The sequence below is a fragment of the Archangium violaceum Cb vi76 genome, from assembly GCF_000733295.1.
In the GTDB taxonomy this organism is placed as follows: Bacteria; Myxococcota; Myxococcia; order Myxococcales; family Myxococcaceae; genus Archangium; species Archangium violaceum.
This window is the reverse complement of the sequence record NZ_JPMI01000042.1, coordinates 1-25,689: the sequence shown is the minus strand read 5'-3', so window position 1 is coordinate 25,689 and position 25,689 is coordinate 1. Positions and strand designations below refer to the sequence as shown.

The following is a 25,689-nucleotide window of genomic DNA, read 5'->3' as shown; positions in this document are numbered from 1 at the left end:
GAACGAGCAGGCAGAACGACAAGAAGAAGTTGATGACCCATCTGGCAGCGGTCGTGCGCGAAGCTCGCAAGAAGACTGAGCTGACCCAGGCGGATGTCGCGGACCGCGTTGGCATCGTCACCGAAGTGTTCGGTCGGATTGAGCGAGGATACCTACTCCCGAGCGTTGCGACCTTTCGCAGGTTGTGCCGTGTGCTTCGCCTCGATGCGAACGTTGTCTTGGGACTCGATATCGAGAAGGCTCCTTCGTGGCTGAAGGAGCCTGAACCCGAGGCAGATGATCCGCCCGAGCTGCGCCGACTGGTGAGAACGATTCGCCGCATGGACGCTGCACAGGTATCCGTCATGCTCAGCACCGCCAATGCGCTGGTGAGACACACAGCGCAACAGCCAGATGCTCAAGCCGAGTAGGCGGATGGCTCTACCTGGTTCAATCCTCGAACGAGGAAGCGAGGACGGTCAGAACCTTGCTGAGCACCTTCAAGCGCTTCGGCGACCATGTCCGGAGCTGATGGACGATGCGCCGCAGCTCCGGGGAGAGGCTCCCATCTGGGGGTGCTTCATCCACCGTGGCCGCGACCTGAGAAGGGCTCACTCCCATCAGCGCGTCGGACGAGATGCCCAAGACGATGCTGATTCGCCGCAGGCTCGGGACGGATGGCATCATGTCGCCACGTTCGATCCGTCCGTAGACACCTGGAACGAGCCCCACCTTCTGAGCCACCTGAGCTTGAGTGAGTCCAAGGCGCTCCCGAGCAGCGCGGGCAACTTCTCCGAGAGAGCGCTGAAGTTCTTCGTCCATGGTGGCCGTCTACCACGATGGACGGGGGACCGGGGCTTGCGGCGTGCAGCTCGTTCTCCACGAGGCTGGTAGGCTCGGCATTCTCGGAGGTGCGTCGTGGGATTGGTCTACAGGCTGCCGGAACTCAAAGAGATGGTCGGGGGTTACCACATCATCGAGACGCTCGGCAGCGGGAGCTACGGCTACGTCTACAAGGCCGAGCAGGCCGGGCGGTTCTACGCGGTCAAGATCCTCCGGGGCCGCTTGTTGAATGACCGTGCCAGGCGCGAGATGGGCATCCTGAACCACCTGGATCATCCCGATGTCGTCCGCTTCTTCGGATGCGGATACTGGCCTGACCCCATCATCGGTCACCCCTACATCGTCATGGAGTTCGCCGGGGGCCGGACCCTGGAGACGTATGCCTCGGAGGAGAACCCATCGGCGCGCAGATCCGCACGCATCGTGCTTGATATCGGGCTGACGCTCGGAGAAGTGCTCCGGCAAGGCGTCATGCACAGGGACCTCAAGCCCGATAACGTCATCATCCGGGATGGGAACGCGAGACCACTGCTGATCGACTTCGGGGTAAGCACGCTCACGGGTTCCCCAGCCCTCACCACTTCGCGTCTTCCGCCAGGAACCATCGAGTTCCGCGCCCCGGAGGCGTGGCGCTTCAGCAGAGAGAACGATTCCGGGAGCTACGACTACAGCCCAGCGGACGAACTTTGGGCCCTCGGGGTGTCGTTCTATTGGCTGCTGACGGACATCCTTCCGTTCGGGGACCGGGAGGACGAAGAAGAGGGAGGACTCGCGGAACGCATCCTCCACCAGACGCCCTTGGCGCCGCACGTTCTCAATCCCCGCGTGCCGCGAGCGCTCTCGGACATCTGCATGCGGATGTTGGAGAAGGACCCGGCGGCGCGCTACGGGAGCGTGGTTGATTTCTGTACGGCGCTCGATGCGGCGATGGCTGAAGCCGAAGCTGACGCAAGTTGGGACCTACCGCTGTTCGAGCCGGACACGCCTCACAACAGGACGACCGAGGAAGATCCCGCGCTGGTGGATGTGGCCGACTCGAAGCGCTGGCTTCGACGTTGGCTGAAGAAAGAGCGGCGGAGAGGCCGGAAGCCACCGAAGAAGGTTCCGGCTCCTGTTCCCGAGGCCGAAGTTCTCGCCGCCATCCCGGAAGAGAATGTGTCCGCTGTTGCTGTTGCTCCTGTCCCGGAGCCGGTTGCGCCTCCTGCATCCCAAGCCCCGGCCCCTTTCGAAGCGCCACGAGCGGCAGCAGCTCCGACCCCTCCGGTGTCGCGTCGTCGCTCTCGTTTCGCCGCAGCAGCGGGGGGCGCGGCTGTGGTGCTCGGCACGCTCCTGTTCGCCACTTCGGTGCGCTCTCCCCCTGGGGCGGCTCCACTCCACACGTCATCCGAGGCCACTCCCACTCGACAAGCCGAGTCCGGTCGTGAAGTGGCGCACTCCGCGAAGCCGCAGGATCCTCCAAGCGGAGAAGGCGCCGAGCCCGCGATGGGCTCCATCTCTGCGCCTGTGATGATCACGATGCTTCGCAAGGACACCAGCGAGACGCCCCAGGAGAAGAAGCAGAAGGTTCTCGGACGCGCGGCCAAGCTCATCGGTACGGGCTTGGTTTGCAATGCGCTGACCGGATGCCCTCCCCCCCAGCAAGTGCGGCCCACTCCGGAACCTGCTCCGTGTCCGGCAGGTGCGGTCGAGGCCATGGCGGATAAGCTCGGCGTTCGCATCGGACAGAGCTTCGGCGCCTACCTCAATCCGGAAGACAGCGCCCAGGTCATTACCGTTCGCGAAGGCTCCACTTCCGCCCAGTTAGGGCCCCGCCGACCGAGGGAATCAGGCGGCATCATCTTCCTGTCCGGGACCCTCACTATTGGCGAGGGGCGCGTATACGGCCGGTTCACCGAAGCGCGCGACCTGGAGGGGGACGGGCAGCCGTTCCCGGTGTGCTTCGAGATGCGGGACGAGTTCAAGGGTGGCAGAGGCGCCATCATCCGCGAGCGAGGTGACAGCCCGGGCTCTGCTCGCATCTGGTCCACGAACTATGTGAAGGCCGTCAGTAGCTTCGAGTAAGCGCCGGGGAAGCGGATGGAAGTGGAAGGCCCGGGCACAACCGGGTCCGGAGACGTGGTACAGGCGGGCACCGTTCCTGCCCTGGAGTGGGTGTCCCGTGTTTGATTCGTCTCCTGTTGCGTTGCTGATGCTGCTGCTTGTCACGGGGTCTTCCGCCACCGCGCAGACATGTCCTCCGCGAGGAGAAGCGGAAGGCCGCTGCATCGAGTTGACGGCGGACGGAACTGCCGAAGTCTCCGAAGTTCAGATCAGTCCGGGACAGACCACCACCTTTGTCTTCGACTCGGACCTACGAGCGGATGGGCTGACGCTGGAAGGCCGCGAGCGCTTCGAAGTCGCGGACCCTGGGAAGCGCACCCTCACGCTCGTTCCCTCCGAAGAGATACGCGGTGAGAAGCCCAGCAAAGTGACGGTGTGCTTCGCGGATGACGCAGCTCCCGCCTGCACAACCTTCCGGCTGATCGTTCATCCCGCGATAGGGGAGCGGCAGGTGAGGATCTTCCGCAATCCGCGTCCGGTGGAGTCCGTCCAAGCCGAGTTGAAGAAGTCCTACGAGGAGAATGCGAGATTGCGCGCGGAGAACGAGCGGCTGCGCACGGAACGCGATAGGCCGGATGGGCTCGCTGGCCTGTTCGATTCCGGCATGATGGACGAGCGGGGCATCCCCTGCTCCAATGCTGATTTTCTCCTTCGCCCGAAAGCAGCGCTGTCCGTGCGACGGGTCATCACCTGCCGGGCTCCTGGGAGGATGCTCGTGCGGGTGGACTTGAAGGCTCCGGATGATGCGGCGCCCTGGATGACCCAAGGAGCGAAGCTCGTAGGTCCGAAGGGTGAAGAACTGGAGGGTTCCATCTGGCAGCCAAGGCCCCTTCATCCACGCAAACCGCTCACTCTCTACATCGAAGTGCAGACCGAGAACGTGCAGACCGTGGGCCCCTTCACCCTGAAGCTCTGGGAGGCAGATGGGCTCCGGCTTGTCACTCTCGGCAACGTGACCTTCCCAGCGCTGGCCGAGGGGCCGGGGCTTTGATGCGAGCCCGCCCGCGTGTCTCGAATCGGCAATACCACGTTGCCCCAGCCCTTCAGGGCTACGTCGAGACCGTGCAACCCGTCCCAATGGACAGGTACTCAGCAAGCGGACGGCTCTACATCGCGCCGTGACATCACATGGCGATCCTTGCCGTACTGTCACGCCTCCTCGGGACCCCCGGCCAGCAGCACGCGCTGGCCGGTGTCCGGGTGAGCGGGCTCCAGCAACGAGGTGCCATACCGGAGCTGTCTGGCGGCCGGAAGGCCCGCGGCCCGCAGCATGCCCCGAGGCATGAGCGAGGACAGCCGCATCATCCACCGGTACGCCAACCCCGGGTGCACGAGCGGCCGTGCGCGATCGAATCCCTCGATGGCCTCGCGGGCACACCGCGCGGCGGAAATGCGCATCCACGCCGGAGCCCTGCCCGCGCGCTCCTGGGTCCCCGCGACCTCGCTGAACTCGGTGTCCACGGGCCCGGGGGCCACCTGCGTCACCACCACCCCCGTGCCCATCAACTCCAGCCGCAGTGACTCGGTGAATCCATCGAGGAAGTGCTTGGTGGCGGCATAGACGGCCAATCCCGGGACGAAGGCCCGCGCCCCACCGGAGCTGATGTTGAGGATGCCGCCGCGCTTGCGCTCCACCATGAGCCGCAGCAACCGGTGGGTGAGCAGCAGGGGCGCCGTCACGTTCACCTGCAACATCTGGTGGATGCGTGCCCAGCTCTCCTGCTCGTAGAGGCTGTAGTCCCCCAGGCCGGCGTTGTTCACCAGCACGTCCACGCGGACCAGGTGCCGGTGCAGCGAGTCCAGCAGTGAGTCCACCTCGTCCGGATGGGCCAGGTCGCACCGCTCCACCATCACACCCAGGGTGGGGTTGCGCGCGTGCAGCTCGTGGCGTAAGGCCTCCAGGCGCTCCTCCCGGCGGGCCACCAGCACCAGCGTCCGGGCCCTCCGGGCGAGCTGACGGGCGATCTCCCGGCCAATTCCCGAGGAGGCCCCGGTGATGAGGACCGTGCCCGAATCGATGGGTGGACGCATGGGCTCCTCCTTGGCTCGCCAAAGAGGAAAGCTAGGCACCTCGCCCCACCCCCACATGGCGCGTCGGGACAGGCGCCCTCCCGGGCGGCCCCCCGCTCCCCGGACGGACCGCGTGAATTGTCCGTTTTCAGTACGAATCCCAGAAAGCATGATGTTCTGCTTCAGGACAGTCGGTTGGAGCCCCTAAGGTCCGGTGCCGATTCGGGTTTCTCCCGGCTTTGTGCAGTCCTTTTACATCTGCAACCCAGAGACAGGAGCGTGGACGCACCACCTGGAGCCCATCCAGGAGGAGCCGGCCCGAGGGAAAACGGCCACCTGGGGGCTTGGCACGACAAGTGCCATCAGCACGGCCCGCGCGCACTTCCCCGCGCGACGGAGAGAACCCCTTTATGAGCCTGAAGCTTGTCCGTGCGTTCCTGGTGGTGGGTCTGACGGGTTGTGGTGTGGCCGAGCTGCCCGAGGACGTTCCGAACGCCGATGCGGCCTCGGTGGAGTCCCCTGTCATCGTCGGCTCGGTGAACTGGTCGGAGGTCACGTCGCTGAGCTCCACCAGCACCCAGCGCACCCGCTCCAAGGCGGTGGGCTACCTGTCCATCCCCGCCGTGGGCAGCCGCTGCACCGCGTGGCTGGTGGCCAACGACAAGATCGTCACCAACAACCACTGCATCGGCAGCGCCTCCGAGGCCGTGGGCGCCCGGGTGTCCTTCAACTACGAGAACGGCGTCGCCTCCTCCAGCCGCATCTGGTACGACTGCTCCACCTTCGTGCGCACCTGGACGGCCGAGGACATGACCGTCCTCACCTGCAAGGCCCTCAACGGCTACCTGCCCGGCCAGGTGTACGGGAAGCTGACGGTGGCCAGCGCCAACGCGGCCAACGGCTCCGCGATGTACGTCCTCCACCAGAACTGCGACTACAACGCGACCCCGAGCTGCGTGCCCAACAAGAAGTACTCGCCGGGCAGCGTGCTCAACACCAACGTGACCAGCAACGAGCTGTCCTACAACGCGGACACGCTGGGCGGCTCCTCCGGCTCGCCGGTGCTCGCGGGCGCGGGCGCGGCCAACGCGCACCTCGTGATCGGCCTGCACCACGTGGGCGTCGGCTCCAACTACAGCACCAGCGCCTCCAACCGGGGCGTCGAGGCCACGGCCATCCGCGCCCGCCTGGCCGAGATCGGCCTGTAATCCCAGCCTCATGAGCTCCCGCGCGCCTCTGGGGGCGTGGGAACCGGCGGCGGCTCCTCACGGGGCCGCCGTTTTTCATTTCCGACACCTTCCGGGCCTCGCCCCCACCCCTCGGGGCAGGCCTCCGTCACGCGCAAGGCTTGCGCCCCGTTCAGCACTCCACGGAAGAGTTTGCGCACCAACTCCACACGGTGCGTGAAGCGGCCCTGGCATGCATCTTCCAGGGAGGAAGAGACAGATCGCCCGCCCCACGCCGGGGCCCGGGCCACAACGGAGGGAATACCGATGCCCACGCCTTCTCGCATCCTCGTACCCGTGGACCTGATGGAGGGCTCCAAGGCCGTCATCGACTACGCGGTGCAGCTCGCCAGACCGTTCAGTGCCTCCATCGAGGTGCTGCATGCCTGGGAGCCGCCCCAGTACGTGGCGCCGGATCTCCTGGTGGCCGCGCCGGGCTGGAATCCCCAGTCGCTGGAGAAGACGGCGCTCGAGGCGGCCCGCAAGGAGCTGACCACGCTCATCGGCTCGGTCAACGCCCCAGGTCCCATCACCCAGCGGCTGGAGGTGGGCGAGCCCGCCGCGGCCACCCTGCGCGTGGCCGAGACGGGTGGGTTCGATCTGATCGTCATGGGCACGCACGGCCGCCGGGGCCTGCCGAGGCTGCTGCTGGGCAGCGTGGCCCAGAAGGTCATCGCCCGGGCCCACTGCCCCGTCCTCACCCTGCACGTGACCGAGGAGAAGTAGGCTCACCGCTCCGGAGCGCCGGCCCCGGCCTCCGGGAGTCCAGCGGCCCGCTTCGCCGCCCGGCGGGCCGCGAGCACCGTGGGAAGGCCGAGCACCAGCATGGCCCCCATCACGAGCGCGGCGCCCACCATCTCCCGGGTGCCCGCTCCCGGCATTCCGAGCAGCGCGGAGAGCAGCCCGGTGGCCACCACGCCCGCGATGATGCTGGAGGCGCGGTTCACCGGGACGCAGAAGGAGTTCTCCCGGTGGTCCAGCAGGATGAGGCCTCCGAAGATGCCGGTGCCCTGGGACAGCACGCCCACGAGCAGCTCCTCGAGCACCCGCCCGCGCGAGAACAGCTCCGTGAAGCCGTGGCGGATGTCGGAGAGCACGGGCCCCTCGCCGATGAGCGCCCCCACGGCCAGGACCGCCACGAGGACCGGGGTGGCCACCATCTGCTCCTCGACGAAGTAGCGGATGCCCACCGAGGGCTCCCCTGACTTGGCCAGGCGGCTCATGAAGCGCAACCGGATGAAGTAGCCGAGCAGGTACACGCCCAGGTCCACCAGCGCCGCCGCGGTGACGCGGGCATCCACGCCGGGCGCGGTGGCCACGGCCACGGCCGCGAAGCTCAACCCGAGCGCCACCCACGAAGGCCACGCCACCCGGCGCCGGCTCATCACGTCCACCAGCGGCGCGAGGATGAGCACGCCGCCGCGCATGAGCAACATCATGAAGACGATGGACGTGCCGCTGAAGGTATAGGCCAGCGTGGTGGTGGCGATGATGGCGGCCGAGCACAGCCCCGAGAGGAACGTCCACGGGCCGGGGAACGGCACCCGCACGCCCAGGATCGTGCGGGTGCTCGCGTGTTGCCACCAGCCCCGGGCGGTGAGGAAGAGGAACATCCCCACCCCCGAGGCGAGCGTGCTCCACGGCAGCAGCTCGAAGCCGGAGACACCGCGCGTCATCCCGTCCAACGCTCCCTGTGAAAGCGCCTTGGTGAGCGCGCTGTAGGGCGCGTAGCAGGCGAAATAGCCGAAGGCGTAGCCCCAGATGGCGAGGTCGCGCCGGTGGGTCGTCATGTCCAAGTGAGGGCCCCTCCCCGGGCTCCACCCGGTGGACCCTGCAAGAGTGGCGCCTGGCGTGCGGGGGGCTCGCTCCCCACCCGGCGTATCGCCTATGGTCCCGCGCTCATTCAGTCCCTGGAGGGGGGAACGATGGAGCGCTTGAACACGCTGGCCGAGGACATCCGCCATGTCGCGGGGTTGCTCGCCGAGGATGTGCTGGAGCCGGATCCGGAGCGGACGGACTGGAACAGCATGAAGGTCCGCGTGGACATGGTGCGTCAGGGAATGGAGCGGGTGATCGACGGCCTGCCCGGCGCGCTGGAGGAGGCCGAAGAGGCCGAGATGAAGGTGCTCGTGCGCAAGCGGGTGGCGGGCGTGGCCGGCCGGGTCGCCGCGCTCCTGCACGCCACGGGCAGCGCCGAGGGTTGCCGCCGCCTGTTGGAGAAGGCCCTGAAGGTGTCCGAGGACGCCTCGCAACGCGCGGAGCTCGAGGCCGGACTGGCCGAGCCCGACGTCTTCTGCCGCTTCGAGTACGCGGGGTGGCTGCTGGGCAAGGGCCGCTTCGACAAGGCGGACACCCTGCTCAAGCGCGTGGTGAAGGACACCCGCCAGCCCACGCTGAAAACGGCGGCCCGGACGGCGCTGCGGGGCTCGCGTCCCCTCAATGGCGCCCCCACCCTCTTCCGCATCAACGGCTGCGGCGTGGGGCTGTACGGCAAGCGCGACGAGGCCCCGGACGGCACCTATGTGGCCACGTACTTCATCAGCCTGATCTTCATCCCCGTGTTCCCGCTGACGGCCTACCGGGTGCGCGAGGTGGAAGGCAACGCGTACCAGTTCTACGCCAAGGAGTCGCTCGGCCCCGTGACGCGCGTGTGGCAGCGGCTGATGCTCGCCGGTGCCGCGGGCCTGCTGCTCTGGTCGGGCGTGGACGGCTACCTGAACTCGCCGGAGCGGCTGGCGCGGCTGGCGCTGGAGGACGCCCAGAAGGCGGAGGCCACCCTCTCGCGCGAGCAGGCCATCGAGCGATACCGCTCCGTCATCGACGCGCACACGGAGGAGCCGGCGCGGGCCGGAGCGGCGGACGCCGTGGTGCGCCTGAGCCTCGCGGGCCTGCCCACGCCCTGCACGAAGGACTCGGTGGAGGCGGTGGGGCGCGTGGTGACGGGCATCAGCACCCTGCCCTCCAGCGCGATCAGCGGTGCCCCCTCGGACCGGTTCGGTGAGCGCCTCGACGCCTGCGCCCGGGAGATCGGCCAGGAGACGATGACGGACGCACGGGCGGCGCTCACGGTGGTGGACAACGCGCTGCGGGTGGCGGGCACTCCCGCGCTGAAGGAGCGGCGGGTGGCGCTCATGCGAGGCCTGGCACAGCGGCTCGTGAAGGACCAGCCCCTGCGGGCGCTCTCGCTCTACGTCGGGCTCCCCGGGAAGGAGTCGCTGGACGCGGCCGAGGCCATCATCGACACCTTCGGCGAGGCACCCTCTCTGTGGCTGGAGGCCTCCAGCGACGTGGAGGCGTGGACGAAGCACAAGGACCAGCACACGTCCCGCGGCGACAAGGTGGCCCTCTACCGCGAGCGGCTGGAGGCGGCCTCCGCCACGAACGCGAAGGACAAGGCGCTCATCGAGGAGGGCGACGAGAAGAAGATCGCCCAGGCCCTGAAGGCATCCCCTGGCAACCAGGAGCTGGCCGTGGCGATGGCCAGCCTGGCCCGTGCCCGGGGTGAGGCGAAGGAGGCCCTGGCCACCCTGACGGCGCTCGGGCCGGTGGGGCGGCTCACGGGCGATGCGCAGATGATGCTCGGTCTCTGCCACCGCGACCTGGGACAGCTGGCGGAGGCGGATGCGGTGCTCTCGTCCTACGTCGCCGATCGCCTGGAGTCCTTCCAGCGCGTGCAGCGCAAGTACGAGGAGGCGGCGGACGCGCTGCAGGAGCGGCTCGTTGCCCGGGCGCGCTCGGGCCAGCTCCCCGCCGAGGTGGAGAACCGGTTGAAGGTGGCCTCCGGCAGCGAGGATCAGCAGCGGAAGATCTTCGGTGAGTGGCTGTCCGAGCAGATGGAGTCGGACCCCGGCCTGGAGAAGCTGCGAGAGGAGTACCTGCGTCACCAGGCGGTGGTGCCTGCCTCGCTCATGCTGGGCATGGTGAAGCTGATGCGGGCCAACGAGACGGAAGGCGAGGCACGCCAGACCCTGCTGGGCGAGGCCGAGCGCGTCTTCCTCTCCATCCGCCAGGACGCCGAGGGCGATCCACGCTTCCACCTGGGACTGGGGCAGGTGTACCACCGGCTCGGCCGGAGCGAGGAAGGCGACAAGGAGCTGCGCGGCGTGGTGGAGCGCAAGGAGCCGTCGCTCACGCTGCAGGTGGTCCACGTCTACCGCGAGCTGGATCGGCTCGACCTGGCCCAGCCGCTCTGCGAGGAGGTGTACGACACCGCGACGGAACCGGAGATGAAGTACAGCGCGGCCATCCTCCTGGCCCGCATGGCCACGGACGAGGACGAGGAGGAGAAGTGGCTGCGCAAGAGCGATCCGCGCTCACCGGCCATCCAGGACGATCTGCTGCAGGTGGAGGCCTACCGGGCCCTGCGCGAGGGCCGGCTGGAGGACGCCGATCGCGCCCTGGCGAAGAACGTGGCCTTCCGGGCCCGCGAGGCGAAGCACAACTCGACGGCCGCCAACAACACGGCCACCGCCCTCATGGGCCGCTACCGGGCGACGGGAGACGTGACGCACCTGCGCTCGTCGGTGAAGTACCTGGAGGACGCGATACGCCTGGCGCCGGACAACTCCCTGGTGGTGGGCAACCTCGCGGACGCACTGGAGTACCTGGGAAAGATCACCGTCCTGGAGCGCTTCGTGCGTACCAAGGCGCTGCACCTGCGGGATGACGAGGCGCGGGAGTTGCTCGGAGTGCTGCTCGAGGGCCCGCTGCGCGAGGAGGTGCTGCGGGCGCTGGATGCGGACCCCTCCCTGCGCCGGGGCCAGGAGCTGAGCCAGCAGGAGCAGACCCTGTCACCGGGGAAGGCCTCGGCCTGGGAGCGCCAGGTGCGGTGGCTGCGGTGGCACCAGGACACGCAGGGCCTGACGTCGCTGGCCAGGCGGCTGGAGACGCTGCCGTCCTTCGAGGGAAGCTCCGGGATGCTGACCCGCAAGAAGTGGGAGTCGGGTGAGATGGACGCCCAGGTCCGCAAGTGGATGACCCAGCACGCGGCCTGGGCCGAGGCGACGCTGAAGCGGGCGAAGCAGACGAACCACGCGCCCACGATCGCGGCGGCCTGGCACCTGCTGGGCGAGGCACGTGACAAGCAGCACTACTTCGACGAGAAGCCGGAGCAGCTCGCCCCGATGGTGGAGGCCTACCGCGAGGCCGCGAAGCTCTGGCCCCAGTTCGGCGAGAGCAGATCCCTGGAGTGGGCGCTGGCCACCGTGGCGCTGGAGCATGGGGCGGCGAAGTCCGAGGCACTGGGCAAGGCGTGGAAGGAGGAGCGGCGCACCCATGGCATGGGGACGATCCTGCACCGGGCGCTGACGGGACCCGCGGGCGCGGAAGTGGCGGCGGCGCTGCGGGCGCAGCCGGAGCTGAAGGAAGCGGCCGAGCACGCGCGCGAGCGGGCCCGGGTCCAGCCCGAGATATCGGACTGGGTGCTGGCGAAGGCGGCGGGAGACGTGGTGCTGGAGCAGGCGGCGGCGGCGGTGTTCTCCCGGCCGGACGTGGAGCTGAAGCTGGCCATCGACGCGAGGCTGGCGGGAAACCACCCGCGCGAGAAGGCGGAGCAGGAACTCTTCAAGCAGGGCAAGGCGCAGCACGGCCGGCCCTGAGCACGGGAACGACAGGAGCGGACAACCGAATGAATCCGAAGCGAGGCTTTGCCAGCGACAACAACGCGGGGATCCACCCGACGATCCTCGAGGCCATTGCCAGGGCCAACGTGGGCCACGCCCTGGCGTACGGCGGCGACCCGTGGACCGAGCGCGCGGTGGCGAAATTCCGCGAGCACCTGGGCTCGCACGTGGACGTGCACTTCGTCTTCAACGGCACCGGCGCCAACGTGCTGGGCCTCAGCACGCTCCTGAAGCCCTACCACGCCATCCTCTGCGCCGAGTCCGCGCACATCAACGTGGACGAGTGCGGCGCCCCGGAGAAGGCCACGGGCTGCAAGCTGGTGGACATCCCCACCCCGGACGGCAAGCTGACCCCGGCACTGGTGGAGCCGCGCATCCGCGGCCTGGGTGACCAGCACCACGTGCAGCCCCGCGTCATCTCCATCTCCCAATCCACGGAGATGGGCACCGTCTACACCCCCGAGGAGCTCCGCGCGCTCGCGGACCTGGCGCACCGCCATGGGATGTACCTGCACATGGACGGCGCCCGCATCTCCAACGCCGCCGCCGCGCTCGGCGTTCCGCTGCGCGCCATCACCACCGATTGCGGCGTGGACGTGCTCTCGTTCGGCGGCACCAAGATTGGCCTGATGCTGGGCGAGGCCGTGGTCGTCTTCGAGCCCAAGCTCGCGCCGGACTTCCGCTTCCTGCGCAAGCAGGGCATGCAGCTCGCCTCGAAGATGCGCTTCGTGGCCGCCCAGTTCGAGGCGCTCCTCTCCGATGACCTCTGGCTGAAGAGCGCGCGCCACGCCAACGCCATGGCGGCGCTGCTCGCCCGGGAGGTCTCCTCCGTGCCCAGGGTGCGCATCACCCGGGCCACCCAGGCCAACGGCGTCTTCGCCACCCTGCCCAGGGAGCTCATCCCCCGGATGCAGGAGCACGCCTTCTTCTACGTCTGGGACGAGTCCATCTCCGAGGTGCGCTGGATGACGTCCTTCGACACCACCGAGGAGGACGTGCGCGGCTTCGTCTCCCGGCTGCGCGAGCTCGTGGGCGGCTGAGGCTCAGGGTCCCAACACTCCCCGGCGGTAGAAGCTCTCCCGGTTGCCGGGGAGGTCCTCCTCCCAGAGGACATGCACCTCGGCGGCCTTGCCCGAGGAGATGATGACGGGCGAGGTCGACTTCCCGGGGGACTGGCTCAGATTCTGGATCGGCCCGAAGTTCGCACCCCGGTCCGCGCTGGAGCGATAGAAGATGTCGCCCCCGCCCTCGGACCGATCGCGCCAGACGATGCGGACAGCACCACCGGAGGAGGAGATCGCGTACTGCGAAGACTTGCCCGGGGTCTGGCTCAGGTTCCTGGGCGCCTCGAAGGTCCCCCCGATGTTCACGCTCCGCGTGAAGAAGATGTCCGTCTCGCCCGCCACCTTCTCCTTCCAGAGGACGTAGACGTGCGGGTCACTCACCTTGAGCAGCGGATCCAACGAGGCCACGCTGTTCTGGCTGAGATTCAGGATGGGCTCGAAGCTCTCACCGCGCGTGGTGCTCCGGCGGAAGACGATCTCACTGTCACAGCCGCTGCCCTCCCGCCAGACGACGAACACGCCCGCCCCCATCAGCGCGAGCCTCGCGTCCTCCGACGGGGCACTCCCCGCATCGAGCACCTGCGTGGGCGCGAACGAGCGGCCCTCGTCCAGGCTCCGGCGTAGGAACACCTGGGAGCCATCGTCCCAGACGGCATGAACGGAGGCGCCGTCCGCCGCGAGGTCCAGATCGCCGTCCTTCGCCTGCTCGCTGAGCGCGATGGGGGGCACGAAGGAATCGCCGGAGTCACGGCTGGCCCGCAGCAAGAGGCCGCCGTCCTGGCCGCTCCAGGCCACGTAGACGTTCCCGCCGCTGGCCGCGAGGTGGGGCTCCCGGCCGCGCTCGCTCAGCACCTGGATGGGACCGAAGGTCTCCCCGGAGTCGTGGCTCACCCGGAAGCGGATGCCCGCCTCGGCCCAGACGACGTAGACGTGGCCCTCGACCCGGGCCATCCGGACGTCCGAGGCCCGCGTGGGATGGCTGTCGCTCAGGTTCCGGGCCACGCCGAAGCTCTGGCCCCGGTTCGAGCTCTGCCGGAAGTAGACGTCCCCATACCCCGTCCGCATGTCGATCCACGCGGTGAAGACATGCGCCCCCACGAGCGCCACCGTGGGTTCACGGGACGTGCTCCGGGTCTGGCTGAAGTTCGTGACATTCTCGAATACGTCCTGCGCGAACGCGGCCAGGGGCACGAGCAGCACCCCCAACCAGAGTCCCCTGAACGCCCCCATCGCCTCCCCCTCCCCTCACCCGCCGCCTGGGACGGCCAGGGTCAACTTCGCTACGGAGTTGGCCAGTCTGAATCGCACGGCGGACCATGTAGGCCGTCGAATGGACAACCAGCCCCCGGGTCCAGGCTCGGCGGCCTACCAGTAGCGGCGCGGCTGCACGGGAGGCGGGACTGGTACGGACACCGGCTCGAGCATGCCGCACTCCAGCAGGCGCTCGACCGCTGCCTTGATCTCTTTCGGGCTGGCACAGTCCTCGAGGTTGCGTGTCACCTCGGAGAGCGTCCGCTCGCCCACCCCGAACTCCACGAGATAGAGACCATCCTCGGAAGACAGGCCGCGAGGCCCGCTCCAATCACTCCGGGCCGCGTCGAACTGGGCGCGCCCCGAGCCAGCCCGTGCCTTCTCGACCATGAGGGTATACGCCGACACGGCCTCGCTTCCTTTCGAGGAGAGCCGGAACTTCTGCGCACGCCCGAAGCGGACCTTCTCCAGAGCCTCATCCTTCATCACATCGCCTCCACGGCCAGGGGTCGGCCCATTCGTTTGAGCCAGCGCACGTGGCTCCCCAGGGCCGTGCGCACGTTGTCCTGGGCGCGGTAGCGCACGCCGTGCTCCAGACACGTCTTCTCGATGATGCGCGAGAGCGCCGGGTAGTGCAGGTGGCAGACGCGCGGGAACAGGTGGTGCACCACCTGGAAGTTGAGCCCGCCGAGGTACCAACACAGCAACCGGTTGCCGCGCGCGAAGTCGACCGTCGTCTCCACCTGATGGACGGCCCACTCGCGCGCGAAGTCGCCACCCCCTTCTGGCACCTCGGGGAAGTCCGCCTCCTCCACGCAGTGCGCGAGCTGGAACACGCTCGCGAGCGTGAGCCCGAGGATGAACGACGTCAGGGCGTGGCAGAGCAGGACCTTCCACACGGGATGGAAGAAGGCGGGCAACACCAGGGCCCAGCTGAAGAAGAACAGCTTTCCGATGAGGACCTCGGCCAGCTTCCGCCCGGTGGGACGGGGCATCTTCTGCAGTCCGACCCGGCCGGAGAGCACGTCCTTGAAGTCATCGACGAACTGCCATTTCACCGCGAGCAGCCCGTAGAGCATCCAGATGTAGAGGTGCTGGAAGCGATGGGCCCGACGCAGCGGCTGGCTCGGAGCGACCCGGCAGAAGGGCTGGATGTTGATGTCCGCGTCGAGCCCGGCCACGTTGGGATGGCTGTGGTGGAAGATGTTGTGTTTCCAACTCCACACGTAGGAGGAGGCGCCGAGCACATCGAGCGTCAGGGCGAGCAGCCGGTTGATCGACCGCCGCTCCGAATAGCCGCCATGGTTGGCATCATGCTGGACGCTGAAGCCGATCCCCGCCATCGCCAGCCCGAGCGACACGCACCCGAGGAGCGCGCTGCCCACCCCATCCGCCACGAAGACGAGGAAGGCATACGAAGCCGCGAACCAACCGAGCAGCGCCGCCGTCTTGGCGTACATGCCCGGGAGATCGCGCGCCGGACGCCCACTGTCCTTGAAGTACTGGTCTACCTGCGTCTTGAGAGCCTGATGAAAGGGTCCCGCCTCTGGAAACTTCGCCTTCGTCGCCTGCGCCAACGTCCACCCGCTCTCGCGCCGCCGATGATGGGCCTTCGGTCCGACGGGGAGGATCCCCACGCGGCACGACCCCAGCTCGGCAGCCCCTCCTCGTAACACGTCCGGACCGTGAGGGGTGTCCTTGAATCCCGGAGCGTCCGATCCCCCGCAAGCCACCTCGGACAGCGCCGCAATCATTCGTGGGGACGTCCGTAGGACGGGATGCGCCGCCTCGAGCGGCCGCTCTCCCGGAGTCCACACACCATGTCCAGGTCCCTCGTGTCCGCCGTGACCGCCCCCGCCATCGGTGGACGGATTCAGGCCGACGAGGGGGCTTCCATCGCCGGGAAGAAGAACGATCTCTCCATCACCCTCAACGGAGAGGAGTTCTTCCAGAAGCTCATCGGAGCGGCCCTCAGCGGCCCGCTCAAGGGCGACTGCGAGCTGCGCTTCACGGAGGAGTGACGGCCCGCTCCTGCTCGGAGGGCGCTCCGCCCTCGACCCCGGTGAGCGGCATCAGCGTGGCCCGGAGCGCGAGGATCTGCTCCCGGGCCATCTGCTTGAGCCGCTCCACGTCCGCGAGCGTCATGCCCTTGGTGGAGATGGGCGTGCCCACCGTCACCAGCGCACGCGAGGTGGCGAAGCGCCACGAGTGCTTGGGCAGGGCGCGGCGCGTGCCACTCACCGCCATGGGCAGCACGTCGGCTCCCGTCTCGATGGCCAGCCGGAAGGCGCCGTCCTTGAAGGGCAGCAGATCCTCCGTCTTGGAGCGCGTGCCCTCGGGGAAGATCATCACCGGCATGCCCTTGTCCAGCCAGCGGGCGCAGACGGCCATGGCGGCCTGGGCCGAGTCCTTCTCGCCGCGGCGCACGGGGATGTCCCCGGCCAGCCACATGCTCCAGCCCACCACGGGAATCTTGAAGAGCGAGGCCTTGCCCAGCCACTTCATCTCCCACGGCAGGTAGGAGATGAGGAACGGGTCCGCGTTGGACTCGTGGTTGCTCACCACCACGGTCCGGGGACCGGGGGGCACCGGGTTGCCGTGGATGCCGAACTTCCAGAAGGGGTTGAGCCTGGCCGCGGTGACGCCGATGAGCCGGAAGGCCCGGCCGGTGATCACCTTGCGCTTGTCGAAGGGCCAGGTGATGACCAGGGGCGCCTGGAGACAGAAGCCCGTCAGGGCCACCAGGCCGGTTTCCAGCCACGCGTACATGGAGAGCAGAGCGTTCATGAAGTGCCTCCCGGCCTATCAGCGCCGGACCTTGGGGTCCAGATCCACGCTCACCGGGCAGTGGTCCGAGCCCAGGATGTGGGGGTGGATGGCCGCCCGCTTCACATAGGGCATGACCCCGGGCGAAGCCAGCACGTAGTCCAGGCGCCAGCCCACGTTGCGCTCGCGCACCCCGAAGCGCTGGCTCCACCAGCTGTAGTGCCCCGAGCCCTTCTCGAAGTGGCGGAAGGTGTCCACCCAACCCGAGCGGATCCACCGGTCCAGTTCCTCGCGCTCCTCGGGGCGGAAGCCGCTCGTCTCCCGGTTGTCCTTGGGGCGGGCCAGGTCGATCTCTTGATGCGCCGTGTTGAAGTCCCCCATCACCAGGATGCGCTCGCCGTCGCGCAGGCCCTTCTCCAGCCGCGCGAAGAGGCGCCGGTAGAAGTCGAGCTTGAAGGGGACACGGCTGTTGTCCCGCTCCTTCCCGTTGCCATTGGGGAAGTAGCAGTTGACCACCGTGAGGCGCCCGATACGGGCCACCTGGAGCCGGCCCTCGATGTCCATCTCCTTCACGCCCAGCAACGTCTCCACATCGTCCAGCCCCTTGCGCGCGAAGAGGCCCACCCCGCTATAACCGGGGCGCTCCGCCGCGACGAAGTGGGTGGTGCGCCAGCCCTTGGGCGCGCGGACCTCCTCGGGAAGCTGCTCCGAGCGGGCGCGCACCTCCTGCACGCCCACCACGTCGGCCTTCTCGGCCGCCAGCCAATCCAGGAAGCCCTTCTTGTGGGCCGACCTCAGCCCGTTCACGTTCCAGGAGACGATGCGCACACCCGTTCATTGCCCGAGCGGCGCGCGCTTTTCCAGCCCTTCCATGTGCCTCCCCGCTCCCTCCACGAGGGGGCGGGGAAACCCGGTGGAGCGTGCCTCAAGAGGTCGGGAAGGGATTGCGCTCCTTGAACTGCTTCTGGTGCCAGTAGGGGTAGACGGGAGGCGTGGCGCTGGCCGCGTCGAGCTTCTCCACCTGCGCCGGGGTGAGGTTCCAGCCGATCGCCCCCAGGTTCTGGCGCAGCTGCTCCTCGTTGCGCGCGCCGATGATGACGTTGGCCACCGTGGGCCGCTGCAGCAGCCAGTTCAGGGCGATCTGCGGCACCGTCTTGCCCGTCTCCTTCGCCACCTCGTCCAGGGCATCCACGACCTTGTAGAGGTGCTCCTCGGCGACCTGCGGGCCGCCCGCGGCCGTCGTGGCATTCTGCAGACGCGTGCCCGGCGGCAGCGGCTGGCCCCGCCGGATCTTGCCCGTGAGCCGCCCCCACCCCAGCGGGCTCCACACCACGGCGCTGACCTTCTGGTCCACGCCCAGCGGCATCAGCTCCCACTCGTATTCGCGCCCGATGAGCGAGTAGTACGCCTGGTGGGCCACGTAGCGGGCCAGGTTGTGCCGCTCCGACACCGCCAGCGACTTCATCAGGTGCCAGCCCGAGAAGTTCGAGCAGCCGATGTAGCGGATCTTCCCGCTGCGCACGAGGTCATCGAGCGTGTTGAGCGTCTCCTCCACGGGCGTGACGGCGTCGAAGCCGTGGAGCTGGAAGAGATCGATGTAGTCCGTGCCAAGGCGGCGCAGGCAGCCCTCGACGGAGCGGACGAGGTGGTGGCGCGACGAGCCCACGTCGTTGGGGCTCTTGCCCGCGCGGAAGGTGGCCTTGGTGGAGATGATCGCCTGCTCGCGCCGGCCCTTGAGCGCCTGGCCCAGGATCTCCTCGGCCACTCCACCGGAGTAGATGTCGGCCGAGTCGAACATGTTCAGCCCGGCGTCGAGGCAGATGTCGACGAGACGGGTGGCCTCCTTCACATCGCTCTCACCGAAGCCCTTGAAGAACTCGTTGGTGCCACCGAACGTCCCGGTGCCCAGACTGAGCACGGGGACCTTGAAGCCTGAGCTACCCAGTTGCCGGAATTCCATACGGTCGACCTTCCCATCCAGAGGACCGCACCAACAGGCGCGGTGATGCGCGTTCTAGCGAATCACCAACGATCCTCAAGCGGACTCGTGTCGACATGGATTACAGGAAGAGCGTGGGATCGAACTCGTCCACGCGAACCGGGAGCAGGCGCGGGAGCGGCCTCTGGAACACCCGGGCATTGAGCTCCAGGTCGAGGATCTCCAGCCCGGCGGGGATGAGCTCGCGGAAGCGCTGGCTCATGTACTCGCGCAGGCCCAGGATGGCCACCTGCCGCTTCTCCTCGAGCAGCAGGCGGAGAGCATCCGCGAAGTCCGTGCCATCATGGCTGGCGAGCGCGACCGCCGCCTTGGGACGCTGGGTGCGGATGGCCTCCAGGAGCTTGAGGATGCCCAGGTCCACCACCTTCTGATCGGACCGGCCATGGAGGAGCGCCACCTCACAGCCGGCGGTCTTCAGGGCGCGCACGAAGCCGATCATCACATCCGGCAACTGCTCGCCCCGGGCGTTCAGCACCACCACACACCGCACGGGCTTGGGGAAGTGTTCTTCACAGAAGGCCACCAGCCGATCGAACTGCACGCGATCCTGGGGCTCGGGCTTGCGTCCCACGACATTGGACACGGCCCAGTCGACGTTCTCGGCGTCGATGATGACGTAGGAGGCTGCGGGAGGACGTGAGGAAACCATGGCGCGGGAGAATACTCCGATCCCGCGCCATGCGAGGACGATCCTCTTCCGGGCCTCAGCGCTTGACCGCGTACTGGAGGAGCACCACCCCGTTGCGGTAGGCCTTGGTCGAGAGCAGCTCGAGATCGAGCTTGCGCGCCAGATGCGGGGCGAGCGTCTTGCCCGCGCCGAGCAGCACCGGATTCAGCTTGACGATGACCTCGTCGACGAGGCCCGCGTCGAAGAGCGCCGCCGCCAGGGGTCCGCCACCGCACAGGTAGATGTCCTTGGGGACGCTCATCTGCGCCGCCCGCACGGCGCGGCTCATGTCGGTCTGCGTGCCGGGACGCGACTTGAGCTCCCGGATGAAGGCGACGGGGTCCTCGCGGACGATGCGCACGTGCGGATCCGTGCTGTCCTTCAAGGTGCTCGAGAAGACGTAGGTCTCCAGGGAGGGATACGGATCGGTGATCCCCACCTTGAGCGCGGGCTCGTAGGTGCCTCGGCCCATCACCACCGTGTCGTACTCGGACAACAGGGAGTGGAAGTAGTCCATCACGTGCTCGGGGGAGAGGTGCGCGGGGAGGAAGTCGACCGAGTCGTCCTCGCGGGCGATGAAACCGTCGAGCGTCGTGGCCACGTGGTACTTGAGCTTGCGCATCTGTTGCATAGGGGCTCCGGTTGCGTTGGCGATGGGTTCCACGGACGCTTACCGGAGACAAGCTTCTCCTGCACCTGGATGTCTCGTTGCGAACGGCCCCCCTGTCCGTTGTCGCCCCGGGCATGGACGGCCACCTTTTCCCTCCGGGGACGGGGGCGGGAGGGGAACATGGCAGGCACTCGACGGTTGCGAGGACCTACGTGGGCGGCGGGGCTCATCGTCGTGCTCTCGATGGTGGCGAGCGCGGCTCCCCAGCCGGCATTGCCCGAGTACTGGGATGTCCGCGCATACATCACCCTCAACTGGAACGTGCTGACGCGCTCCCTGGACACGTGCAAGGTCCTGACGGATCCCAAGGTCCCGGATCGTTCCGTGCTCTACCTGCCCAGGGAACTGCCGGAGCCCACGTCCGTCCAGGCCTTGCGCGAACGATGCCCACAGGTGCGTATCGAGCGTCTGCCCGCGGATATCACCCGGCCAGGGCAGGCGAACGTCCAGGCGATCGATCCACCGGGGCTGCTCTTCCTGGAGCATCCGTATGTCGTGCCCGGCGGCATGTTCAACGAGATGTATGGCTGGGACAGCTACTTCATCATCCGGGGGCTGCTGCGCGATGGGCAGCGGGAGCTGGCCCAGGGCATGGTGCGCAACTTCTTCTTCGAGCTCGAGCACTACGGGACGGTGCTCAACGCCAACCGCACCTACTACCTCTCCCGCTCGCAGCCGCCCTTCCTCAGCTCCATGGTGCTGGCGGTCCACGACTCGCTCGGGGAGGCGGAGAAGCGCGCGTGGCTGACCGAGGCCCTGCCCTACGTGGTCCGCGACTACGAGATGTGGATCCGGGGAGAGCACCTGGCCGGGGACACGGGGCTGTCGCGCTACTTCGACTTCGGCGAGGGGCCCGTGCCCGAGCTCGACACGCACGCCCGCTACTACCGGGACGTGGTGATGTACTTCCTGCGCCATCCGGAGGAGGGCCAGCCCTATCTGCGCAAGGTGGATCCGGAGAACCCCGACGCGGCCTCGGTGGGCCCCGTGTTCACCGCGCAGATCTGCGAACGGACGGCCGGGATGACCAGCTGCACGGCCATGGAGTCCTTCACCCTCACGGAGGATTACTACAAGGGTGACCGCAGCATGCGCGAGTCGGGCTTCGACGTCTCCTTCCACCAGGGGCCCTTCAACGCGAGCACGCACCACTACGCGCCGGTGGATCTGAACAGCCTGCTGTACAAGACGGAGACGGACCTGGAGCGCATCAGCACGCTGCTGGGCCGGCCCGCCGAGGCGCGAGCGTGGCAGGAGCGCGCCGCGCGGCGGCGGGAGCTGGTGAACCGGTACCTCTGGGACGCCCAGCGAGGCATGTACTTCGACTACGACTTCGTGGCCGGCAAGCGCTCCACCTACGAGTACGCGACGACCTTCTACCCGCTCTGGGCGGGGCTGGCGTCCCGGGAGCAGGCCCAGGCCGTGGCGCGCAACCTCTCCCGCTTCGAGCAGCCCGGAGGGGTGGCGATGAGCCGCAACGAGTCACACACCCAATGGGACTACCCCTATGGGTGGGCTCCCCTCCAGCTCATCACCGTCGAGGGGCTGCGCCGCTACGGATATGACGAGCACGCCGACCGGCTCTCCCGGAAGTTCCTCGACATGGTCGCCGAGAACTTCCGCCGCGATGAGAACATCCGCGAGAAGTTCGACGTGGTGAAGCGCACCACGGAGATCGATATCAAGGGCGGAGGGTACAAGGAGAACGTCGTCGGCTTCGGGTGGACGAACGGTGTCTTCCTGGAGCTGCTGCATGGCCTCCAGCCAGAGCCGGCGCGCCGCGTGGGAACCCGCATGAAATCCCCACGGCGGGAACAGCGGACGTTGGGGCCTCCCTGAGTCACGGCTCCCGCGGGCTCGCCCGGTTCCGCGGATCGCGACTGCCGCGGAGCACGAAGTCCTGGGAGTTGTCGTTCGAGTCGAAGCCATTGCCGTGGAAGGCATGATCGCCGAACTCCATGGAGCTGCCCGTGGAGTCGGACCAGGCCTTGCGCTCGAAGCTGCCGCTCGCGCCGGGCAGCGTGGGGACGGGGCTGCCCTCCGCGGCATTGGCGGCCGTCCCATAGCCCACCGTGTCCACCGCCAGGGGATCCGCCGGCGAGGAGCCAATGCCCGGTTTGCCGAGCCGCACGTGACCACCATCCGGCGAGAGCCTCAACGAGGTACCCCAGTTGGCATCCCCTGCCACCGGGCCGGTGTAACCAGACGCCGTCACCAGGAAGAAGCCGTGGGAGGCGATCCTCACGCCCGCGGGTAGAACATAGGAAGAAGAGTAGGTGGAGCCCGTGCTGCTCTTGTACTGGAGCTTCCAGCCCGACAGGTCCACCTCGTCGCCAGTGGGGTTGTAGAGCTCGATGAACTCGTCACTGGCCGCCCCACCCGGCCCCTGCGGGGCGAACTCGCTGATGACCACATGGTCCGTGGTGGACGGCGCGATGACCTCGATCCAGGTCGAGCGCGTCTGGCTCCCGAGCGTCGCGACGAGGTTACCGACACCGCGCAGGCTCGAGGAGGCGGTGAACACGAACGAGGCGGAGAGCTGGCGCGCCGGAATGCTCACCGTGGAGGGCACCGTGCCCAGGCCTCCGGGAGACACCGCGAGGGACACCGATGTGGCCTCCCCGGGCGGAACCTCCAGCACGACGGAACACCGCATCTCCCCACCCTGCTCCAGCGTGGTGCGCTCACACCCCACGGAGCGCATCCAGGATACCCAGTCCTTGGAGAGCACGTTCACCGAGGCGGTCCTCGAGACGCCGTCGAGTGTCGCCATCAACGCCGTGCTCCCGGTGTACGCCCCCGCCGCGGAGAGGTCGACGTTCACCCAGAGCGGCGCGGAGCGCTGCCCCGCGGGGACGAGCACTCCCCCCATGGGAACGCTCACGCCCGAATTGTAGGACGTCACCGGGACGAACGTGTCCACCTCGGCCGGCCGGCTCAACGTCACGAGGATCTCCTGGGGGAACGTGGGACCGGCGTACCCCTCCCGCACGAAGGTCCCGTCCGAGGGGCCGAACTCCACGAGGAAGGGAATCGTGTCGCCCACCAGGTCAGCGCTGGAGCGCGGCTCCAGCTTGGAGTTGCCGTTGCGCCACTGCAGCACGCCGGTGATGGACGCGTAGAGATCGCCCACGGCCGGCATGGGAGCCCGGAAGAGCAAGTCGTTGACGCGCAGCACGCCGTCCACGACGAACTCGTGGGTGGGGCTGACGTCTCCCGGGCCGGGCAGCGGCTCGACCTCCGTCACCTCCAGGCCCCGGACGCGGACGAGCACGCCCTCCAGCTCCCGCGCGCGCCACCCACCACTCGCCACTTCCCAGGTCGCCACGTCGATGGGCACGGGCAACGCATTGTCCGAGCCCCGGATGGCGAGGCTGGCCGGATCGGTGACCTGCAACTGCCCGAAGTAGTTGGTGACGAGCGCATTGCCAATGTCCACCCGGTCGCCCACCTTGACGGTGTGGCCGGGCTCGTAGACGAAGAGGCCGGAGTACCCGGGGCCGGAGTAGCCGGGCTCGTCCGGGTGCACCTGGACGAAGAAGCCCGAGGTGCCCGCGCCCGTCACCAGCACGTCATGGAGGGACACGCGCTGGCCCACCCATGGCCAGGAACCACTCGCCGACGTCTTGAGCATGTAGATGCTCACCGGACACGGAGCGCCATCGGGGTTGGACACGGGGCACATATCGCAGGCGTTGCCCAGGCCATCGCCATCCGAGTCCTCCTGACCCGGGTTGTACGTGTAGGGGCAGTTGTCGTTGATGGTGAGCACGCCGTCGCTGTCCGCGTCGCTGGGGTAATGCGAGGCGCAGTAGGTGGTGTACGCATCGAGCGGGCACACGTCGCACGCATCCCCAACCCTGTCTCCGTCCAGGTCCGCCTGCATCCCGTTGTCCAGTGGACGCACGGGGTTGAAGAAGTTGGGGCAGTTATCGAGGGTATCGGGCACACCATCGCCGTCGATGTCATGGAGCTCGGGAATGCCCGAGTACGACGTCGAGCCATTCACGGAGCCCGGGAAGCGCGAATCGGTGGACGCGCGGCTCGGCGTGCACGGAGGCTCGTCGGAGGGAGCCGTGGAGCAGAAGAAGAGCGGGTAGGCACCCGGATTCTGGCTCTGGAGGGCGGCGAGCGACTCCGAGGTCTCCGACTGGAGGCATACCCGGCGCGAGGCCCCGCACACCTCGAGCGCATCGCATCCGGTGGCGCCGAGCGCCTCGACCAGCGCCGAGTCACCATAGAGCGGCTTGCCTCCGCGCAGGGTGAGGACCACGTCCTCGGGATTGGCGGCGATGACGGCGCGGTGCGGCGAGTGCTCGAAGGCGTTGAGCCGGAAGATGGCGATGTCCGCGATCCTTCCAGGGCTCAGGTCACCGATCTTCGACGAGGTCCGCGTGGCCCTGGCCGCGTTGCGGGTGACCAGGGACCACAGCTCGGCATCGCTGAAGGTGGCGTTGTAGTAGACGCTGTTGAGGTAGTCCGCGCAGCGCAATTCGCGCAGCAGGTTCATCGAGCCGGTGGTCAACCAGTCCGTGCCCAGCGCGACGTTGACGCCCATCCGCTTGTGGATGGCCACCTGGGCGGTGTCTCCGTAGAGGGCCACGTTGGAGCGCGGAGACCACACGAGGCTCGCGCCCCGGGAGGCCATGCGCCCGATCTCCGGCACGCGCAGGCCGATTCCCTGGATGATCGCCGTCCGGGGGCCAAGCAGCTCCTGCCCGGATGGGTCCACACCCGAGGTGCAGAGGAACTCGTTGAAGGCGGAGGTCTCGATACCCTCGGCGACGTGCGCCAGATAGGCGGAGTCGCTCGGAATGTCACTCGGCGGATCGATGAGCGGATAGGCGCAACCGCTGGTCAGCTCGGTGCCCGTGAGGTCTCCCAGGGGGAAGGTCTGGTAGTTGAGGCCGCTGACCCCCGCCCCCAACCCTTCCTGGTTGCCACCGCTCGTGGAGGTGCTCGGCTTGTCGAGGTTGCGCAGCAGCCCGTTCTCGCCGTCGCCTCCAGCGATGGAGGTGGTGCCCGCCATGACCTGACGCAATTCCGCCCAGCGGATGGCCGCACTGCTGGAGACGAAGGACAGGAGCTTCGTGTGGCCATCCTGGCCCATGCGCCAGTCGTGGCGGTGCTCGTAACGCTCCGAGGTGAAGCCGGAGAAGGGCCCGCCCTGGTAGGCGATGTGGTCATGCGAGTTGATGAGACCCGGCGATACGACGCCCTCGGGGCACACCACCCGCGTGGCCGAAGCCGCCTCGGACATGCTGGAGCAATCGCACCCCACGCACTGGATGACCCCGTCCGGATCGAAGAGGACCTGGCCCCCCTTGTAGACCGTGTCCGGCGCGAGGATGACGCCCGTGATGAGGCGGCTGGCGCTTCCCGGCGTCACCGAACACGTTCCCGACGTGGGCGGCGGCAGCGAAGAGCCCGGGCACTCGATGACGGGCCCCGTGCCCGCGTCAAAGCCCGGCACCCAACCTCCATCGGAGCCAG

At 68.0% G+C, this 25,689-nt stretch carries 21 protein-coding genes; 9 read left to right on the top strand and 12 right to left on the bottom strand.

Annotation, left to right across the window (positions count from 1 at the left end; translation table 11 throughout):
* The first annotated feature begins 32 nt into the window (after positions 1-32).
* On the top strand, positions 33-410 hold the full coding sequence (locus Q664_RS07140; protein ID WP_052517776.1) for a helix-turn-helix transcriptional regulator: 378 nt from the start codon (positions 33-35) through the stop codon (positions 408-410).
* 19 nt (positions 411-429) lie between these two features.
* On the opposite strand, the gene Q664_RS54060 is transcribed toward Q664_RS07140, so the two are convergent.
* Entirely contained in the window at positions 430-801 is a 372-nt protein-coding gene (locus Q664_RS54060; protein WP_043391324.1) for a helix-turn-helix domain-containing protein, read from the bottom strand.
* Positions 802-897: 96 nt separating this feature from the next.
* Between Q664_RS54060 and Q664_RS07130 the strand changes: the two genes are divergently transcribed.
* Both Q664_RS07130 and Q664_RS07125 read left to right on the top strand, forming a co-directional pair.
* On the top strand, positions 898-2,883 hold the full coding sequence (locus Q664_RS07130; protein ID WP_043391322.1) for a serine/threonine-protein kinase: 1,986 nt from the start codon (positions 898-900) through the stop codon (positions 2,881-2,883).
* A 97-nt stretch (positions 2,884-2,980) separates the two neighbouring features.
* Complete coding sequence (locus Q664_RS07125) at positions 2,981-3,913, top strand: DUF2381 family protein (RefSeq protein ID WP_152621958.1); 933 nt, start codon at positions 2,981-2,983, stop codon at positions 3,911-3,913.
* A 158-nt stretch (positions 3,914-4,071) separates the two neighbouring features.
* On the opposite strand, the gene Q664_RS07120 is transcribed toward Q664_RS07125, so the two are convergent.
* Positions 4,072-4,953, bottom strand: a complete 882-nt coding sequence (locus Q664_RS07120) for an SDR family NAD(P)-dependent oxidoreductase (RefSeq protein ID WP_043391319.1) — start codon at positions 4,951-4,953, stop codon at positions 4,072-4,074.
* 389 nt (positions 4,954-5,342) lie between these two features.
* Here Q664_RS07120 and Q664_RS07115 point away from each other — a divergent pair, with 389 nt between their 5' ends.
* Together Q664_RS07115 and Q664_RS07110 are read left to right on the top strand one after the other, a co-directional pair.
* The gene (locus Q664_RS07115; protein ID WP_043391316.1) at positions 5,343-6,140 is read left to right on the top strand and encodes a trypsin-like serine peptidase; all 798 of its coding nucleotides are present in this window, start codon (positions 5,343-5,345) and stop codon (positions 6,138-6,140) included.
* Positions 6,141-6,425: 285 nt separating this feature from the next.
* Complete coding sequence (locus Q664_RS07110; RefSeq protein ID WP_043391314.1) at positions 6,426-6,884, top strand: universal stress protein; 459 nt, start codon at positions 6,426-6,428, stop codon at positions 6,882-6,884.
* Between the two features lie 2 nt (positions 6,885-6,886).
* Here Q664_RS07110 and Q664_RS07105 read toward each other — a convergent pair whose 3' ends face one another.
* The gene (locus Q664_RS07105) at positions 6,887-7,948 is read right to left on the bottom strand and encodes a hypothetical protein (protein ID WP_235216588.1); all 1,062 of its coding nucleotides are present in this window, start codon (positions 7,946-7,948) and stop codon (positions 6,887-6,889) included.
* 135 nt (positions 7,949-8,083) lie between these two features.
* Here Q664_RS07105 and Q664_RS58885 point away from each other — a divergent pair, with 135 nt between their 5' ends.
* The gene (locus Q664_RS58885; protein ID WP_043391312.1) at positions 8,084-11,755 is read left to right on the top strand and encodes a tetratricopeptide repeat protein; all 3,672 of its coding nucleotides are present in this window, start codon (positions 8,084-8,086) and stop codon (positions 11,753-11,755) included.
* A gap of 29 nt (positions 11,756-11,784) precedes the next feature.
* Positions 11,785-12,819: a threonine aldolase family protein gene (locus tag Q664_RS07095; RefSeq protein ID WP_043391309.1), complete on the top strand. Its 1,035-nt coding sequence runs from the start codon at positions 11,785-11,787 to the stop codon at positions 12,817-12,819.
* A gap of 3 nt (positions 12,820-12,822) precedes the next feature.
* On the opposite strand, the gene Q664_RS07090 is transcribed toward Q664_RS07095, so the two are convergent.
* The 3 genes from Q664_RS07090 to Q664_RS07080 all read right to left on the bottom strand — a co-directional run bounded on the left by Q664_RS07090 (position 12,823) and on the right by Q664_RS07080 (position 15,731).
* Positions 12,823-14,073, bottom strand: a complete 1,251-nt coding sequence (locus Q664_RS07090; RefSeq protein WP_043391306.1) for a hypothetical protein — start codon at positions 14,071-14,073, stop codon at positions 12,823-12,825.
* 135 nt (positions 14,074-14,208) lie between these two features.
* Positions 14,209-14,580, bottom strand: coding sequence for a hypothetical protein (locus tag Q664_RS07085; protein WP_043391303.1), 372 nt, complete (start codon positions 14,578-14,580; stop codon positions 14,209-14,211).
* Complete coding sequence (locus Q664_RS07080; RefSeq protein WP_235216586.1) at positions 14,580-15,731, bottom strand: fatty acid desaturase family protein; 1,152 nt, start codon at positions 15,729-15,731, stop codon at positions 14,580-14,582. The genes Q664_RS07085 and Q664_RS07080 overlap by 1 nt, the downstream gene beginning before the upstream one ends.
* Before the next feature lie 183 nt (positions 15,732-15,914).
* On the opposite strand from Q664_RS07080, the gene Q664_RS07075 reads away from it, so the two are divergent.
* Positions 15,915-16,115, top strand: a complete 201-nt coding sequence (locus Q664_RS07075) for a hypothetical protein (RefSeq protein WP_152621957.1) — start codon at positions 15,915-15,917, stop codon at positions 16,113-16,115.
* Here Q664_RS07075 and Q664_RS07070 read toward each other — a convergent pair.
* The 5 genes from Q664_RS07070 to Q664_RS07050 form a co-directional block, all read right to left on the bottom strand.
* On the bottom strand, positions 16,102-16,881 hold the full coding sequence (locus Q664_RS07070) for a lysophospholipid acyltransferase family protein (RefSeq protein WP_043391298.1): 780 nt from the start codon (positions 16,879-16,881) through the stop codon (positions 16,102-16,104). The two genes, Q664_RS07075 and Q664_RS07070, sit on opposite strands and share 14 nt — an antisense overlap.
* An 18-nt stretch (positions 16,882-16,899) precedes the next feature.
* A complete protein-coding gene (locus Q664_RS07065; protein ID WP_043391295.1) occupies positions 16,900-17,688 on the bottom strand; it encodes an exodeoxyribonuclease III in 789 nt (262 codons plus the stop codon).
* A gap of 97 nt (positions 17,689-17,785) precedes the next feature.
* A complete protein-coding gene (locus tag Q664_RS07060) occupies positions 17,786-18,820 on the bottom strand; it encodes an aldo/keto reductase (RefSeq protein WP_043391292.1) in 1,035 nt (344 codons plus the stop codon).
* A 100-nt stretch (positions 18,821-18,920) separates the two neighbouring features.
* A complete protein-coding gene (locus Q664_RS07055; protein WP_043391288.1) occupies positions 18,921-19,508 on the bottom strand; it encodes an NYN domain-containing protein in 588 nt (195 codons plus the stop codon).
* A gap of 55 nt (positions 19,509-19,563) precedes the next feature.
* The gene (locus tag Q664_RS07050) at positions 19,564-20,157 is read right to left on the bottom strand and encodes a dihydrofolate reductase family protein (protein WP_326938676.1); all 594 of its coding nucleotides are present in this window, start codon (positions 20,155-20,157) and stop codon (positions 19,564-19,566) included.
* A 159-nt stretch (positions 20,158-20,316) separates the two neighbouring features.
* Here Q664_RS07050 and Q664_RS07045 point away from each other — a divergent pair, with 159 nt between their 5' ends.
* Entirely contained in the window at positions 20,317-22,035 is a 1,719-nt protein-coding gene (locus Q664_RS07045) for a trehalase family glycosidase (RefSeq protein ID WP_063934669.1), read from the top strand.
* Position 22,036: 1 nt separating this feature from the next.
* Here Q664_RS07045 and Q664_RS07040 read toward each other — a convergent pair whose 3' ends face one another.
* Positions 22,037-25,669 (bottom strand): lamin tail domain-containing protein, encoded by a 3,633-nt coding sequence (locus Q664_RS07040; protein ID WP_152621956.1) that lies wholly within the window; start codon positions 25,667-25,669, stop codon positions 22,037-22,039.
* Positions 25,670-25,689 lie beyond the last annotated feature (20 nt).